This window comes from Streptomyces specialis (assembly GCF_001493375.1).
Taxonomy (GTDB): domain Bacteria; phylum Actinomycetota; class Actinomycetes; order Streptomycetales; family Streptomycetaceae; genus Streptomyces; species Streptomyces specialis.
This window is the reverse complement of the sequence record NZ_LN929897.1, coordinates 557,909-573,116: the sequence shown is the minus strand read 5'-3', so window position 1 is coordinate 573,116 and position 15,208 is coordinate 557,909. Positions and strand designations below refer to the sequence as shown.

Genomic DNA, 15,208 nt, shown 5'->3' with positions numbered 1-15,208 from the left:
CATTCCGTCCGTCCCGGGACGACGACACGGCGTCAGGAGGGCCCGGCCTTGGCCGACTTCAGCAAGTCGCACTCCCCCCGGTTCGCCGTGGAGGTGCACCAGAACCCGCGACTGCCGCGCGGCGCGCGGGAGGTGCACGCGGTCGTCACCGTCACCGCGACCGGCAGCGGCGGCCTGCCGCTGCCGGTCGAGGAGCCCCGGGCCGCCGTGGTCCTGATGGTGGACTGCTCGGGCTCGATGAACCGCCCGCCGGACAAGCTGCGTCAGACGCGGCTGGCCACCGAGGCGGCGATCGGCGCGCTGCGCGACGGGGTGGCGTTCGCGATCGTCGCGGGCAACCACCGGGCGGCCGAGGTGTTCCCCGGCGGCGGCCGGCTCGCCGTGGCGGACGACGTCACCCGGGCCGCCGCGCGGGCGGCGGCGCGCGGTCTGACCGCCTCCGGCGGCACCGCGATCGGCACCTGGCTGCGGCTGGCGGCGCGGCTGTTCGACTCCCTGCCCGACCGGGTCACGGTCCGGCACGGCGTCCTGCTCACCGACGGCCGGGACGAGCACGAGACGCCCGAGCGGCTGCGGGAGGCCCTGGACGCCTGCGCGGGCCGGTTCACCTGCGACGCGCGGGGCGTGGGCACGGACTGGGACCCCGGCGAGGTGACCGGCATCGCCTCGGCGCTGCTCGGCACGGCCGACATCGTCGCCGAACCGGAGGGCCTGGCCGCCGACTTCACCGCGATGATGACGGCCGCGACGGGCAAGGGCGTCGGCGACGTCGCCCTGCGGCTGTGGACGCCGCACGGCGCGTCCGTCGTCTTCCTCCGGCAGGTCTCGCCCGGCCTGGAGGACCTGACGTCCCGGCGGGTGGAGTCACCGCCGCGCTCCGGCGACTACCCGACCGGCTCGTGGGGCGACGAGTCCCGCGAGTACCACCTGTGCGTCCGGGTCGAGGACGCCGGCGTCGGCCGCGAACTGCTCGCCGCCCGGGTCGGGCTGGTGGTGCGGGAGCCGGGCGCCCCCGCCGCGCCGCCGGCCGCCGTGCCCGGCCGCGGCCACGGCCTGGTCCGGGCGGTGTGGACCGACGACCTCGCCGCCGCCACCGCCGTCGACCCGCGGGTCGCGCACTACGCCGGGCAGACGGAGATGGTCCGGGCCATCCGGGAGGGACTCGATCTGCGGCGACGCGGCGACACCGCCGGGGCGACCGCCCGCCTCGGCCGGGCGGTGCGCCTGGCGCACCTCTCGGGGAACGAGGCGACCGCGAAACTGCTCGCGAAGGTGGTGGACGTGGACGACGCGGCGACCGGTACTGTTCGGCTGAAGGCTAGAGTCTCCGAGGCCGACGCGATGACCCTGGAGACCCGGTCGACGAAAACGGTCAGAGTGAAGAAGCCGAGCGAAGACGAGTGACGCGAGTGACGTGAGGGGGAGGCATCACCATGCCGACTTGCCCAAACGGCCACCAGTCGGTGGCCGAGGACTGGTGCGAGGTGTGCGGTCACCGCATGCTCGCGCCCGCCGCCGTCCCTCCCCCACAGGCGCCGCCTGGCTACCCCGACCGGCATCAGGGACGCCTCTTATACCCCTCTGACGCTGCCTCCGACGAGTCGAGTAACTGAGCATGAGTGGTACGACGGAGGGGTTGGAAGAGTAGAAGCAGAGTAATGGGGTTGGACTGGGAGGTGAGTTGAATGTTGGGTAGGCAGAGGATGGGGGGCACGGGGAGAACTCCCCTGGCCTCTTCGTCGGCAGCGTCGGGATGGGGAAAAGAGACAGCCCCCCTACCCCGGCGCCGACGGCCACCCCGGCTACCCCGGCCAGAACGCCCCGGCCACCGCCGCGCCGCCGCAGACCCAGCTCTGCCCGCAGTGCCACACCCCGCGTGAGGCGCAGGCGCCGTTCTGCGAGGAGTGCCGGTACAACTACCTGACCAACTCCCCCACCACGTACATACCGCCGACGCCGCCCGGCCCCCGCCAGCCGATGTACGACCGGCAGCAGCCGGCCTCCGCGCCGCCGCAGCAGCAGCACCGCCCGCAGCACACGGAGCACTCGCTGCACACCCAGCCGCCGCGGCAGCCCAGCGGCGACTGGATGCTCCCCCCGCCGTCCCACCAGGCGCCGCCGCAGCAGCACCAGGGCCCGCCCGTCCAGCATCAGGCACCGCCCGCGCTCCACCAGGCGCCGCCCGGGTACCCGTCCCCGCCGCAGCCCCAGCAGACGGCGGGCTGGGTGGTCACCATCGGCCCGGACCCGGTGTACTTCGCGGCGATGATGAGACGTTCGGGCCCGGAGGCGGCCCAGCTCTCCCTGCCCGCGTACGCGCCCGAGCAGCGCCTGCCGCTCAACGGGCCGCAGATCACGATCGGCCGCCGCCGCCAGTCCACCGGCGAGGCCCCCGACATCGACCTGTCGCACCCGCCGGAGGACCCGGGCGTCTCCCACCAGCACGCCCTTCTCGTCCAGCGGCCGGACGGCGGCTGGGCCGTGGTGGACCAGGACTCGACCAACGGCACCACCGTCAACGGCGCCGAGGACCCGATCCAGCCCTTCGTCCCGGTCCCGCTGCACGAGGGCGACCGCGTCCACATCGGCGCCTGGACGACCCTGACGCTCCACCGGGGGTGACCCACCGGCCGGGGACCCGGCCGGACTTAGGATCACCCGGGTGAGTGACACAGGAGCCGCGATCGCGGTCGAGGGGCTGCGGAAGCGGTACGGGGACGTCCAGGCCGTCGACGGGGTGACGTTCGAGGTGGGCCGTGGCGAGTTCTACGGCATCCTCGGGCCCAACGGCGCCGGGAAGACCACGACGCTGGAACTGGTGGAGGGGCTGCGCGAGCCCGACGAGGGCACCGCCCGGCTGCTCGGCCGGCCGTCCTGGCCGCGCGACCCCGCGCTGCTGGCGCGGATCGGGGTGCAGCTCCAGACCTCGGCGTTCTTCGACAAGCTCACCGCCCGCGAGCAGATCCGCACCTTCGCCGCGCTCTACGGCGTCCCGGCGGCCCGCGCCGACGCCATGCTCGGGACGGTCGGCCTGACCGACAAGGCACACGTCCGCGACGACAAGCTCTCCGGCGGCCAGGCCCAGCGGCTGTCGCTCGCCTGCGCCCTCGTCCACGACCCGGAGCTGGTCTTCCTGGACGAGCCGACGACCGGCCTCGACCCGCAGGCCCGGCGCAACCTCTGGGACCTGCTGCGGGAGATCAACGCGGCGGGCCGCACGATCGTCCTCACCACGCACTACCTCGACGAGGCCGAGCTGCTGTGCGACCGCGTCGCCATCATGGACGCCGGCCGCGTCCTGCGCGTGGGGGCCCCGGCCGCGCTGATCCGCGAACTGGGCGTGGCCACCCTGGAGGACGTCTTCCTCCGGCTCACCGGGCGGGAGTACCGCGGATGAGCGCCTTCATCAGCCTGTCGCGGGCGATGACGCTGGGGCTGATACGGGACCGCTCGGCGGTCTTCTTGACCCTGGTCTTCCCGCTGATGTTCCTCGCGCTCTTCGGCGCGCTGCTCCAGGACGACGGGGTCTCCCGCTCCACGGTGATCCAGGTCGGGGAGGTCGGCGTGCTGGACGACATGTCCGGGGAGCGGCTCGCCGAGCTGTCCGACGCGCTGACCGTGCGGCGGACCGGCGCCCTCGGCCCGGCGCTGGAGGACGTCCGCGGCGGGGACGCCGACGCGGTGATCTGGGAGGAGGCCGGGCGGCTCCAACTGCGGTACTCGGCCGCCGACCCGGCCCGCGCCGGCACGGTGGTCGGCCTGCTGGAGTCGATCGTGCAGACCGCCAACGTGGCGGCCACCGGGCAGCCGCCGGAGTTCGAACTGACCATCGGGCAGGTCGAGGACGAGTCCATCAAGCCCATCCAGTACCTCGCCCCCGGACTGCTGGGCTGGGCCGTCGCGACGGGCGCCTCCTTCATGTCGGCCTTCACACTGGTGAACTGGCGCAAGAAACGCGTCCTGCGGCGGCTGTGGCTGGCCCCGGTCAGCCCGGCGACGGTGATCGGCGCCCGCGTCGGGGTGAGCCTGGGCCTGGCGTTCGCGCAGACCGCGATCTTCCTGGCCGTCGCCACCGTCCCGTTCTACGGGCTGCGGCTGACCGGCTCGTGGTGGCTGGCGCTGCCGCTGGTCGCCTGCGGCGCGCTGGCGTTCATGTCGATCGGCCTGCTGGTCGGCGCCTGGGCCACGTCGGAGGAGGCGGCCAACGGCGCGGTGCAGGTGGTCATCCTGCCGATGGCGTTCCTGTCCGGCTCCTTCTTCCCCACCGACGACATGCCCGGCTGGCTGCGGGCGGTGTCCGGCGTGCTGCCGCTGAAGTACCTCAACGAGGCCGTGCAGGACGTGCTGACCCGGGGCGAGGGCTGGGAGGCGGCGCTGCCGACGGCGGGCGGGCTGCTGCTGTTCACCGCCGTCGTGACGGCGGTCGCGGCCCGCGTCTTCCGCTGGGACGACACCTGATGGCCCGGCCAGGACCGCGCCCGGGGTCAGTCCGGGGTGTTCACCATGGAACGGGCCGCGTAGACCATGTACGCCCAGAGCTGCTGCTCGTGCGCGGGTGCCAGGCCCAGGGAGTCCACGGCGTCGCGCATGTGCCGCAGCCAGGCGTCGTGCGCGGCCTGGTCCACGGCGAACGGCGCGTGCCGCATCCGCAGCCGGGGGTGCCCCCGGTGGTCGCTGTAGGTGCGCGGCCCGCCCCAGTACTGCATGAGGAAGAGCGCCAGCCGCTCCTCCGCCGGGCCGAGATCCTCCTCGGGATACATCGGCCGCAGCACCGGATCCTCCGCGACTCCCTCGTAGAAGCGGCGGACGAGCTTGCGGAACGTCTCCTCGCCCCCGACCTGCTCATAGAACGACTGCTGGTCCGTCACCCCTCCATGGTCTCAGATCGCCGACACGCCGGATCGTTATGGATCGTTCACTCAGGAAAACGCATCGCCGGCCCCGGACGAGAGGTCTAATGCGTCGTGAAGGGACGACTACGCGGCTCCTCGCGCCGCGACAGGGAATCGATGATGAAGAGCCGTGATCCACACTGGGACAACCTGCGCTACATATCCGGCACCCTGGTCGTTTTCGGTCATATGACCGATACGATCATGGACCGCGACGGGCTGCGCTGGCTCCAGATCGCCACCTGGGCGCTGCGCGTCCCCGTCTTCGTGATGGTCGCCGGGTACTTCAGCCGGGCCGACGCCCTCACCGCCCGCGAGGCCAGGCGGCTCATCGAATCGATCCTCGTCCCGTACCTGGCGATCGGGTTCCTGCACACGCTGGAGCAGCGGTACTACTGGGGTGACTGGAACTTCCAGATCGCCCACCCGCCGTGGGCGCTGTGGTTCATGCTGTCGCTGGTCTTCTGGCGCGTGGGGCTGCCGTACCTGGCGCAGCTCCGCCATCCGCTGGCCTTCTCCGTCGTGGCCGCGCTGGCCGTCGGCTACCTCTCCGACTTCGGCGACTTCCTGTCGCTGTCGCGGACGGTTTGCTTCCTGCCGTTCTTCCTGCTCGGCTGGAAGCTGCGGCAGGGCCTGTTCGCGGAGGCGCTGCGGGCGGCGTGGAGCCGCTGGGCCGCGCTCGCGGTGATCGCCTGCACCTGCGTGGCCGCGTGGTTCTGGCGGCACGACGTGCCCTTCAGTTGGCTGCGGATGAGCAAGCCGTACGACGCGACGTACGGGCTGCCGCTCGTCGGGGACTGGGTCATCCGGGGCGGGGTGCTGTGCTGCGGCATGGTCATCGCGCTCGCCTTCGTCCGGCTCGTGCCGCGCCGGAAACTGCCGCTGATCACCTACCTCGGCGCGGGCGGGCTCTACATCTACCTGCTGCACCCGCTGGTGCTGCGCCCGGTGCTGCTCGAATGGGGCATGGACTGGGTCGGCCCCTGGTACGAGCAGGCGCTGATCCCGCTGGCCGCGATCGCGCTCACCGTGGTCCTCGGCTCGGCGCCGGTGCGCAAGCTCACCCGGCCGGTCGTCCAGCCCTCGCTGGACTGGCTGTTCCGGCCCCAGCCGGAGAAGCCCGAGCGGACCGGGAACACGGGGAACACCGGGAACACGGACGGCACGGGGCGCGACGGGACCGAGCCGCCGGCCGCCCCCGTCCCTGTCCCTTATACCCCTCTGACGCCGCCCACGCAGCCGCCACTGGAGAGCGCTGTGCGCGCGATGATCGATGTGTAGTACAGCATAGTTAGCTGGCTGTACCTGTGTCGTGCTCAACGCGATAAGCGTACCAACGCTCGGTTGTTTTGTTTTTTTGTTAAGGCTGCGGGAGCCCGCGCGGACCTACACTATCCTCTTGGTCGGCGGCGTCAGATGTGTAAAAGAGACCGCTATCGACCCGATCGCGGTCCGCAGCCGCAGCCAGGAACCGCCGGTCACGACCCGCACGGGCGCGCCGGGGCCGAGGAAGCCGAGGGCGTGGGCGGCGTGCACGGCCCGCAGCGGCAGCGGTGTGCCGGGCAGCGTCCGGGACCACAGCTCCTGGGCGAGAGCGTCGAGGACCGGACGGGTGCGTTCGGCCTCGGGGAGCCGCTCGGTGCGGTCCTTGAACTCGGCGACGACCGCCACGGCGGCCGACCGGACCGCCTCGTGCGCGACCTCCGCCAGCGGACGCCAGCCGCCGCGCGGCGGCAGCAGCCCGGCCCAGGGCGGGCCGGTGACGGGACCCGGCACGGTGACGCGGCCGGCGGTCTCGTCGATCGCCTCCAGCAGCTCACCGGCCGAGACGGTGACGTCCAGGGCGGCGGGCTCGCGGAGCGGGGAGGAGCGGACGGCCAGCACGTCGAAACGGGCGGGCCGGGTGAACACGGCGAGGACCTCGCCGTCCGCCCTCAGCCGGGCGGCGGCCGTGCGGTCCCAGCGGAGCTGGCGGCCGAGGAACGCCGCGAGGCGCGCCGCCTCTCCCCCGTCGGCGAAGGACAGCTCCTGGTGGCCGGTCATGCGTAGGGGACGCCTCCCGCCTCGTCGTCCCGGTACTTCTCCAGGAACGTCTTCTCCTCGGCCGTCAGCCGGCGCGGCCGGCCGGCCTCCAGGTTGAACGGGACGATGACGGTGGCGGCGCGGACGTAGACCGTCTCGCCGTCCTTGATCTCGTAGGCCACGGTGACCGACGCGTTGCCCAGCTCGGTCACCCATATCTGGATGAGGACCGGCTCGTGCCGGTGGTGCAGCGGCTTGAGGTACTGGATCTCGTGCCGGGCCACCACCGAGCCGCCGGTGAACGCCGTGGACGCCGCCTGCCGCGCCAGCCGGAACATGAAGTCGATGCGCGCCTCCTCCAGATACCGCAGGAAGACGACGTTGTTGACATGCCCGAAGGCATCCATGTCCGACCAGCGCAGCGGGCAGAGGAATTCGTGCCGCACCGTCAGCCCCGGGTCAGCTTCTTGTAGGAGGCCCGGTGGGGGCGCGCGGCCTCCGGACCGAGACGCTCGATCTTGTTCTTCTCGTACGACTCGTAGTTGCCCTCGAACCAGAACCACTTCGACTCGCCCTCGTACGCCAGGATGTGCGTGGCGACGCGGTCGAGGAACCAGCGGTCGTGGGAGACGACGACCGCGCAGCCGGGGAACTCCAGCAGCGCGTTCTCCAGCGAGGAGAGCGTCTCGACGTCGAGGTCGTTGGTGGGCTCGTCCAGCAGCAGCAGGTTCCCGCCCTGCTTGAGGGTGAGCGCGAGGTTGAGCCGGTTGCGCTCGCCGCCGGAGAGGATGCCGGCCGGCTTCTGCTGGTCGGGGCCCTTGAAGCCGAAGGCGCTGACGTACGCGCGGGACGGCATCTCGACCTGGCCGACGTTGATGTAGTCCAGCCCGTCGGAGACGACCTCCCACAGCGTCTTCTTCGCGTCGATGTTGGCGCGCGACTGGTCCACGTACGAGATCTGCACCGTGTCGCCGACCCGGACCGAGCCGGAGTCGACCGGCTCCAGGCCGAGGATCATCTTGAACAGCGTGGTCTTGCCAGCGCCGTTGGGGCCGATGACGCCGACGATGCCGTTGCGCGGCAGGGTGAAGGACAGGCCGTCGACGAGGACCTTCTCGCCGAACGCCTTGCCCAGGTTCTCCACCTCGACCACGACGTTGCCCAGACGCGGGCCCGGCGGGATCTGGATCTCCTCGAAGTCGAGCTTCCGGGTCTTCTCCGCCTCCGCCGCCATCTCCTCGTACCGGGCGAGACGGGCACGGGACTTGGCCTGGCGGCCCTTGGCGTTGGAGCGGACCCACTCCAGCTCTTCCTTCAGCCGCTTGGCCCGCTTGGCGTCCTTCTGGCCCTCGACCTTCAGACGGGTCTGCTTGGTCTCCAGGTACCTGGAGTAGTTCCCCTCGTAGGCGTAGGCCCGGCCCCGGTCCAGCTCCAGGATCCACTCGGCCACGTTGTCCAGGAAGTACCGGTCGTGGGTGATGGCGACGACGGTGCCGGGGTACTTGGCGAGGTGCTGCTCCAGCCACTGCACCGACTCGGCGTCGAGGTGGTTGGTGGGCTCGTCCAGCAGCAGCAGGTCGGGCTGCTCCAGCAGCAGCTTGCACAGCGCCACGCGGCGCTTCTCGCCGCCGGAGAGGGTGGTGACGGGCCAGTCGCCGGGCGGGCAGCCGAGGGCGTCCATGGCCTGTTCGAGCTGGGCGTCGAGGTCCCAGGCGCCTGCGTGGTCGAGCTGCTCCTGGAGGGTGCCCATCTCCTCCATCAGCTCGTCGCTGTAGTCGGTCGCCATCAGCTCGGCGATCTCGTTAAAGCGGTCGAGCTTGCCCTTGATCCCGGCGACGCCGTCCTGGACGTTCTCCAGCACGGTCTTCGACTCGTCCAGCGGCGGCTCCTGGAGCAGGATGCCGACGGTGTAGCCGGGGGTGAGGAATGCGTCCCCGTTGGAGGGCTGCTCCAGACCGGCCATGATCTTCAGAACCGTCGACTTGCCGGCGCCGTTGGGGCCGACCACACCGATCTTGGCCCCGGGCAGGAAACTCAACGTGACATCGTCGAGGATCACCTTGTCGCCGTGTGCCTTGCGCGTCTTGCGCATGGTGTAGATGTACTCAGCCAAGAGAAACCGTCCGGCAGGGCTCGTCAGTGGGCAGAACGCAGACGTCACCATCCTGCCGCATGTCCCGGCCACGGCGGAAACCGGTGGCCACGCCGACCACGGAAGCCCCGCCCCCGGCCCGCGTCGCCGCGTGGTGCGGGCCGGGGGTGGTGGGGGTCACTCCTCGGGGTCGGTGTCCCGGTCGTCGGTGCGGCGGCGGACCAGGAGGAGCGCGGCGGCGCCCGCGGCCAGCAGCACGGCGGCGAGGCCGCCGATCAGCGCGGGGTTGGTGCCACTGCCGGTCGCGGCGAGGTCCGGGGAGGCGCCGGCGGTCTCATCGCCGCCCGAGCCGCCGGTGGAGGCGGGGACGGGCCGGTTGTCGCCGTCGTCGGTGGCGGCGCAGTCGAGGAAGTCGCTGAACACCCAGTCCGCCACGCCCGCGGCCGGGTTGTCGATGACGATCTCGTACGCCTGCCCGTCGGCGACCGGGACGAGCACGGACTCGCTGCCGTGGGCCGGGACCTCGACGGTCCGGCCCGCCAGGTCGAACGCGAAGGGCCGGTCGCCGTTGTTGGTGGCGGTCACCTCGACGCCGCCCTCGGCGCAGACCTCCTCGGTGGTGATCGACGGCGACGGCTGCCCGGGCGCGGCCCAGGAGACGGTGGCGGCGGCCGGGACGGACGCCAGGGTGGTGTCCGCCAGGATCATGGTCTGGGTCGGACGCTCCGGGTCGGTGCCGGTGAAGGCCCGGCCGACGGGCACCTCGACGCTGGCGGTGGCGGTCAGCGAGGCGCTGCCGTCCGGCGTGTCCTCGGGGACCGAGAAGTACAGCTCGGTGCCGTCGGCGACGAGCCGGTCCTCGGTGACCGGTTCGCCGTCGCTGTCGACGACGGTGACGCCCTGCGCGGTGGCCGCCTGGTCGGGGGTGACGCTGACGGCGTCGGCGGTGGTGCGCACGGGGACCGGGCCGATCGTCCCGCCGGGCTGCCCGGACACCTGCGGCGGGGGCAGCTCCAGCGACACGCCGGGTTCGGCCAGGTCCTCGGCGTGGCCGGCCAGCCACGCGGTCAGGGCGCGGGCCTCCGCGTCGTGCGGGACGGCGGTGACCTCGTCCGAGAACTGCCAGATCGCGGCCTGCGTACCGGCCGCGGCGTCCTCCTCGGTCAGCCCGTCGCCGATGCCGGCGTCGCGGGCCAGGGCGTGCACGTCGACCGTGGGGTAGGAGTGCTGGAGGATCCAGTGGATCCTCCCGGCGTCCTCGTCGCCGGAGAGCGTGGAGGAGGCCCAGTCGGTCTCCTCGTACACCGCGTCCGGGCGGGTGTGCGTGTTGTAGTCGACACAGTAGGTCAGGAACGTGCCCGCGCCGCCGGGGGCCGCCAGCCGGAACAGGCCGCCCTCGACCTCTTCCTCGCCGCCGCCGTCGGGGAGGGAGACGGTGATGTCCCCGGCCACCTCCAGGCCCTCCAGGGTGGCGGTGGCGCCGCCGCCGAGCGGCGCCTCGTCGGCCGCCGCGGGCCCCGCGGTCGCGATCGCCCCGGCCATGAGCAGGCCGGTGGCGAGGGCGGTGGCCGCGAGGCGGGGAGCTGTGCGCCCGCGCGCAAGCTTCATGTGTGATCCCTCCACGAACTCACGGGCGCGCGGCGCGTTTCCCGGGCCACGCGCCCAACGAAGTCCCCATGTGCACGGAGCATCGTAGAGAGGCGATCAGTCAATATGCCCAGCCCCCTCATGACTCACACATTCCCGTGAGGAATCGTTACCTGACGCTCGGTCACCGGATCGTGGGCGACAGCTCCGTTCCGCCGGTCGGCGAGGCGGCGATGACGTACCGCTCCCGGACCTCCCGGTACCGCATGAGTTCCGACGCCACGGGTTCCAGGACATGGCTGCGGCCCCGGTCGGCGGCCAGCCGCCGCAGCCGCCACTCCTCCTGCTGCCCCCAGGCGCGGGCCGGGCCGCGCGCGGCGATGCGGCAGGCCCAGCCCAGCAGCGGGCCGCCGACCGAGCCGCCGAGCAGCAGCAGGAACGGCAGCCAGCGGCCCACCACGGGCTGGCCGACCAGGGCGGCGACCAGCCAGCACAGGCCGAGGAACTGGGTGGTGAGCAACACCGCCTGGCCGATCGCCGCCACCGACCACCAGCGGGGCCGGGGAATCCGGGAGCGTTCCCCCGGCCGCCCGGCGGACTGCTCCTCCAGGCCCGTCTCCAGGGCCCGCGGCAGGTCCTCCGCGCCGCGCCTGGCGGCCTCGCCGACCGCGGCGGCCCACGGCTCGGGCAGCCCCTCGGTGGCGTCCGCGGCGAGCTGCCGCACGGCCTGCTCCACGGCGGCCCGCGTCACCACGGGCGGCGCGGCGGCGGGGGTCCGTTTGGCGGCCAGCGCGGGCGGTTCGCCCCGGCGTTCGGACTGGTGGTGCGCGACGCGGCGCAGGAGCTGCGCCCACGGGGTGCCGCAGGCGCGGTCGGCGCGGCGCAGCCAGCCCCGTTCGGCGGCCTGGCCGGCGGCCTGGGCGCCGATGGCGGCGGCGAGCCGGTCCTCGAACTCCTCGCGGGCCGCGGCGGTCAGCCCGGCGGGGGCCTGCCCGGCGTCGGCGATGTAGACCGGGCCGAGGCGGCGGGCGACGCCGTCCACGTCGGCGGCCAGCCGCCGCAGGGGTGCCGTCCGGCCGGCCACCAGCTCGCCCACGGCCTGGCGCAGTTCGGCCACGCCGTCGCCGGTGAGCGCGGAGACGGCCAGGACCCCGGCGCCGGGCTCGCCGTGCTCGCCGAGCGCGACGCCCCGCTCGTCCAGCAGCCGCCGCAGGTCGTCCAGGACGGCGTCCACGGCGTCACCGGGCAGCCGGTCGGCCTGGTTGAGCACGATCAGGGAGACGTCGGCGTGGCCGGCGAACGCGCCGAGGTACCGCTCGTGCAGCACGGCGTCCGCGTACTTCTCCGGGTCGACCACCCAGATCACGGCGTCCACCAGGGACAGCAGCCGGTCCACCTGGTCGCGGTGGGCGGTGTCGACGGAGTCGTGGTCGGGCAGGTCGAGCAGGACCAGGCCGCGCAGCCCGGTGTCCACGACGTGCGCGCGGCGGCGGGCGCGGGACGGGACGCCGAGCCGGTCGAGCAGGCGCTCCGCGCTCTGGCCGGTGCCCGCGTCCCAGGTGCAGGAGACGGCGGTGGCGGTGGTGGGGCGGCAGACGCCGGTCTCGGAGAGCTGCGCGCCGGCCAGGGCGTTGAAGAGCGTGGACTTGCCGCTGCCGGTGGCGCCGGCGATGGCGACGGCCGTGTAGCAGTCGGGGAGCCGCTCGCGGAGCGCGGCGTCGTCCAGGACCCGGCCGGCCTCGGCGAGGACCTGTTCGTCCAGGCGGGTGCGGGTCCCGTGCGGCGGTCCGGTCACGTTCCTCGTCTGGGCCCTGGTCCTGGTCCCGGTGTCGGCCATGGTGTGATCTCCGGTCGCTGTCGCGGGGCGGATGGGAAGGGTCATGCGGCGGTGCCGGTCCGCCGCGCCTGGACGGCGGAGAGGGCGGCGACGAGTTCGACCTGCGGTGCGGCGGTGATGGCGAGCCGGTGCAGGGGGGCGCCCCGGCGGTCGCGTTCCGCCCTGAGCACCCGTTCCACACAGGCGCGTACCTGCCGGGCGCCCTGGTCGCGGAGCTTGACGGCGGCGCGGGGCCCGAGGACGCCCGCCAGGGCCTGCTGGGCGACGTTGCCGGTGCGCCCGCCGAGCAGCGAGGCGGCCAGCAGGGCGGCGGTCTCGGCGTCCTCGCCCGGCTCGCCGCGCGCCCCCACGGAGGCCCTGGCCTCCTCGGTCAGCTCCTCCAGGCAGCGCCGCAGGCGGCGCACGAGCAGGCCGACGCGCTCGCGGACGGCCTCGGCGTCGTCGTCGCCGCCCTCGGGCGCGCCGGGTTCGTCGCGCCAGGCGGCGGTGACGCGTTCGTCGGCGGCGGAGACGGCCTCGACCAGCAGGCCGGTGAGGCCGTGGGTGAGCGCGTCGAGGAGCTCCTCGGCGCTGGCGTCCTCGGGGAACGCCAGCCAGTGGGCGCGGGCCTGGCCGGTGAGCAGCCCGGCGTCGGAGAGGCAGGCGCGCACCCGGCGGTCGGCCTCGGTGTACGCCTCGGGCAGCCGCTGGTCGAGGCGGACGGCGGCGGCGTACTGGGCGGCGCCGGCCGAGGCGAGGGCGGCGACCCGGCCGCGCAGCGAGCCGAGGGCGCCGGTGGCGGTGCGGGCGGCGGCGGTGGCGCGGGCGGCGGGGTCCTGCGCCCGGCGGCCGAGCCACTCGCGCAGGCCCGCCACGGCGGTGGCGGGCAGCAGCCCGGAGCCGCCGCCGGCGGACTCGGGCAGTTCGGGAACGGTGAAGCGGGGGATGTCGCCGAGGCCGGCGCGGTCGAGGAGGCTGTCGTAGTGCCGGGAGACCTCGGCGGCGATCTGGTGCGGCACCCGGTCCAGGACCGTGGCGAGGGTCACGTCGTACTCGCGGGCGCTGCGCAGCAGGTGCCAGGGGACCGCGTCGGCGTACCGGGAGGCGGTGGTGACGAGGACCCAGATGTCGGCGGCGCAGATCAGGTCGGCGGCGAGGTCGCGGTTGGCGGCGACGAGGGAGTCGACGTCGGGCGCGTCGAGGAGGGCGAGCCCGGCGGGCAGGGCGCGGCTGGTCACCAGGGCCAGCGCGGGCGGCCCCTCGGTCTCCTGGCGGGGGCCGACGACCCGGCCGAGCTGCGGCAGTACGCGGCGGCCGGAGAACCAGTGCTGGTCGTGGGGGTGGCAGACGAGGACGGGTGTCCTGGTGGTGGGCCGCAGCACCCCGGCCTCCGTGACGTGCCGGCCGACCAGCGTGTTGACCAGGGTGGACTTCCCGGCCCCGGTGGAGCCACCGATGACGGCGAGCAGCGGCGCCTCGGGATGGCGCAGCCGGGGCAGCAGATAACCGTCGAGCTGGGCGAGCAGTTCGGCGCGCGACCGCCTGGCCCGCTCGGCGCCGGGCAACTCCAGCGGGAAGCGCGCGACAGCCAGGCGCCTCCGCAGTTCGGTCAGCGCGTCCAGCAGTTCGGGCCGTGCGTGCAAGATCGCCACATGCGCAGAATGCCTAATTTCAATCGGTTTCCCTAGCATTTCCGCCCGAACGCGCCCCAAAGCGGGCGGGCGGCGGCATGACCGCGGGATAACGAGTACGCAACACCCCTGATCCGAGCCACCAAAAACGCTGCGCTCCTCGCACTCGCCTGCGATTATCAGGGCTGCTTCACTGGATCTCCACACGAGGGTGTTGCGGTGAAGCAACCGGGACGATCCCCTTGAAGCCCTATCCTGTGCGCGGCGAGGTCACCAAGGGGGCACCGTCCCACGCCATGACCAAGACCGGCCCCCGTAGCTCAGTGGATAGAGCAGGCGCCTTCTAAGCGCTTGGCCGCAGGTTCGAGTCCTGCCGGGGGCACACGGACCGTCCACTCCCTGTCTCCTCTCTCCACCCTACTCCTCCCACGCCCTGGCAAGGTGCGTTCCCGTGCGTAGCCGGGTCCTTGAGAATCGGAATTAATCACACATTAGGATGCGGTGTGCGGCGAGAACGCCAGTCCTTGTTCCCATCTGGATAGGCCACAGGCCGGCACTCGTTCATCACCGTACCCTCCTGCTCGGCGGCGGCAGAGGTGTATAAGGGCCGGCCCCGATGCGGGGCGCGGGCCCCCGGGCGCCGGGGATCGGCCATCGCCCCGGCATCGCCGCAGGTCACCGCCGTTTCGCCGGAGCCCGTCCGGTCCGGAGCGCCGCGTTCGCGCCGCCGCGCGGCGGGGTCCGGCGGGGCCGGGCCGACGTTGCCCCCTCCCCGGTCGCCGTGGGACGGGAACCGGCCAGCCCGTCGCGTTCCCGGCGCCCGAGGGGGTGTTCCGGCGGTGCGGCGGTGCGGGGGGGGACGCGCCGCCGGGGGCCGGCGTCCGGCGTGCCGGGGCCTCGCGGCGCGCTCCCGCCGGGGAACCGCGCGGGCGGTCCGCCCTCCACCGTCTTCACGCGCTGTCCGCGAGCGGGCACGTACTCACCGCTGTGGGGGTGATCCGTGGTCACGGAGCGTACGAGCCGATCGCGTTGGGCGGACGTGCGCGGGGTACGGTTTCCGGCGGGCCGTCACCATCCGGGCGAGTCGCCCGCGTCAGGGGTGAGCGGTTTCAGCCTGTGGCGGAAAAGCATGCCACCCGTTAGCATCACCGCGCGAGAGGTTGTCGCT

11 protein-coding genes, 1 tRNA gene and 1 pseudogene are annotated in these 15,208 nt (G+C 73.4%); 6 read left to right on the top strand and 7 right to left on the bottom strand.

Features of this window, described 5'->3' with window-relative positions; all coding sequences use genetic code 11:
- Window positions 1–48 precede the first annotated feature (48 nt).
- The 4 genes and pseudogenes from BN2279_RS25275 (at window position 49) to BN2279_RS25260 (ending at window position 4,458) form a co-directional block, all read left to right on the top strand.
- Window positions 49–1,404: a vWA domain-containing protein gene (locus tag BN2279_RS25275; RefSeq protein ID WP_059013343.1), complete on the top strand. Its 1,356-nt coding sequence runs from the start codon at window positions 49–51 to the stop codon at window positions 1,402–1,404.
- A gap of 369 nt (window positions 1,405–1,773) precedes the next feature.
- Window positions 1,774–2,622: pseudogene (locus BN2279_RS28195) on the top strand (FHA domain-containing protein); the annotation flags it as partial.
- A 40-nt stretch (window positions 2,623–2,662) separates the two neighbouring features.
- Window positions 2,663–3,397, top strand: coding sequence for an ABC transporter ATP-binding protein (locus BN2279_RS25265; RefSeq protein ID WP_199827795.1), 735 nt, complete (start codon window positions 2,663–2,665; stop codon window positions 3,395–3,397).
- Window positions 3,394–4,458: an ABC transporter permease gene (locus tag BN2279_RS25260; protein WP_059013341.1), complete on the top strand. Its 1,065-nt coding sequence runs from the start codon at window positions 3,394–3,396 to the stop codon at window positions 4,456–4,458. The genes BN2279_RS25265 and BN2279_RS25260 overlap by 4 nt, the downstream gene beginning before the upstream one ends.
- A gap of 26 nt (window positions 4,459–4,484) precedes the next feature.
- On the opposite strand, the gene BN2279_RS25255 is transcribed toward BN2279_RS25260, so the two are convergent.
- Complete coding sequence (locus BN2279_RS25255; RefSeq protein WP_059013340.1) at window positions 4,485–4,868, bottom strand: globin; 384 nt, start codon at window positions 4,866–4,868, stop codon at window positions 4,485–4,487.
- Between the two features lie 141 nt (window positions 4,869–5,009).
- On the opposite strand from BN2279_RS25255, the gene BN2279_RS25250 reads away from it, so the two are divergent.
- Complete coding sequence (locus BN2279_RS25250) at window positions 5,010–6,173, top strand: acyltransferase family protein (protein ID WP_159037333.1); 1,164 nt, start codon at window positions 5,010–5,012, stop codon at window positions 6,171–6,173.
- A 105-nt stretch (window positions 6,174–6,278) separates the two neighbouring features.
- Here the strand turns inward: BN2279_RS25250 and BN2279_RS25245 are convergent, their stop codons facing one another.
- From BN2279_RS25245 to BN2279_RS25220, 6 genes are all read right to left on the bottom strand, one after another.
- The gene (locus BN2279_RS25245; RefSeq protein ID WP_059013338.1) at window positions 6,279–6,935 is read right to left on the bottom strand and encodes a DUF8010 domain-containing protein; all 657 of its coding nucleotides are present in this window, start codon (window positions 6,933–6,935) and stop codon (window positions 6,279–6,281) included.
- The gene (locus BN2279_RS25240; RefSeq protein WP_324612870.1) at window positions 6,932–7,360 is read right to left on the bottom strand and encodes an acyl-CoA thioesterase; all 429 of its coding nucleotides are present in this window, start codon (window positions 7,358–7,360) and stop codon (window positions 6,932–6,934) included. Before BN2279_RS25240 ends, BN2279_RS25245 begins: the two co-directional genes overlap by 4 nt.
- A 2-nt stretch (window positions 7,361–7,362) precedes the next feature.
- Window positions 7,363–9,027 carry an energy-dependent translational throttle protein EttA gene (gene ettA, locus BN2279_RS25235; protein WP_059013337.1) on the bottom strand — a complete coding sequence of 555 codons (1,665 nt, stop codon included), beginning with the start codon at window positions 9,025–9,027 and terminating at the stop codon, window positions 7,363–7,365.
- A gap of 156 nt (window positions 9,028–9,183) precedes the next feature.
- Window positions 9,184–10,614 carry a thioester domain-containing protein gene (locus BN2279_RS25230; RefSeq protein WP_059013336.1) on the bottom strand — a complete coding sequence of 477 codons (1,431 nt, stop codon included), beginning with the start codon at window positions 10,612–10,614 and terminating at the stop codon, window positions 9,184–9,186.
- Window positions 10,615–10,777: 163 nt separating this feature from the next.
- Window positions 10,778–12,430, bottom strand: coding sequence for a GTPase (locus BN2279_RS25225; protein ID WP_059013335.1), 1,653 nt, complete (start codon window positions 12,428–12,430; stop codon window positions 10,778–10,780).
- Window positions 12,431–12,471: 41 nt separating this feature from the next.
- On the bottom strand, window positions 12,472–14,052 hold the full coding sequence (locus BN2279_RS25220) for a dynamin family protein (protein ID WP_104531134.1): 1,581 nt from the start codon (window positions 14,050–14,052) through the stop codon (window positions 12,472–12,474).
- A gap of 297 nt (window positions 14,053–14,349) precedes the next feature.
- Here BN2279_RS25220 and BN2279_RS25215 point away from each other — a divergent pair.
- A tRNA-Arg gene (locus BN2279_RS25215) sits at window positions 14,350–14,422 on the top strand.
- The last annotated feature ends 786 nt before the right edge of the window (window positions 14,423–15,208 follow it).

Coding starts and splice junctions, on each gene's coding strand:
- BN2279_RS25260 (WP_059013341.1), top strand. CDS start 3,394: ATGAGCGCCTTCATCAGCCTGTCGCGGGCGATGACGCTGGGGCTGATA.
- BN2279_RS25250 (WP_159037333.1), top strand. CDS start 5,010: ATGATGAAGAGCCGTGATCCACACTGGGACAACCTGCGCTACATATCC.
- BN2279_RS25245 (WP_059013338.1), bottom strand. CDS start 6,935: ATGACCGGCCACCAGGAGCTGTCCTTCGCCGACGGGGGAGAGGCGGCG.
- BN2279_RS25230 (WP_059013336.1), bottom strand. CDS start 10,614: ATGAAGCTTGCGCGCGGGCGCACAGCTCCCCGCCTCGCGGCCACCGCC.
- BN2279_RS25225 (WP_059013335.1), bottom strand. CDS start 12,430: ATGGCCGACACCGGGACCAGGACCAGGGCCCAGACGAGGAACGTGACC.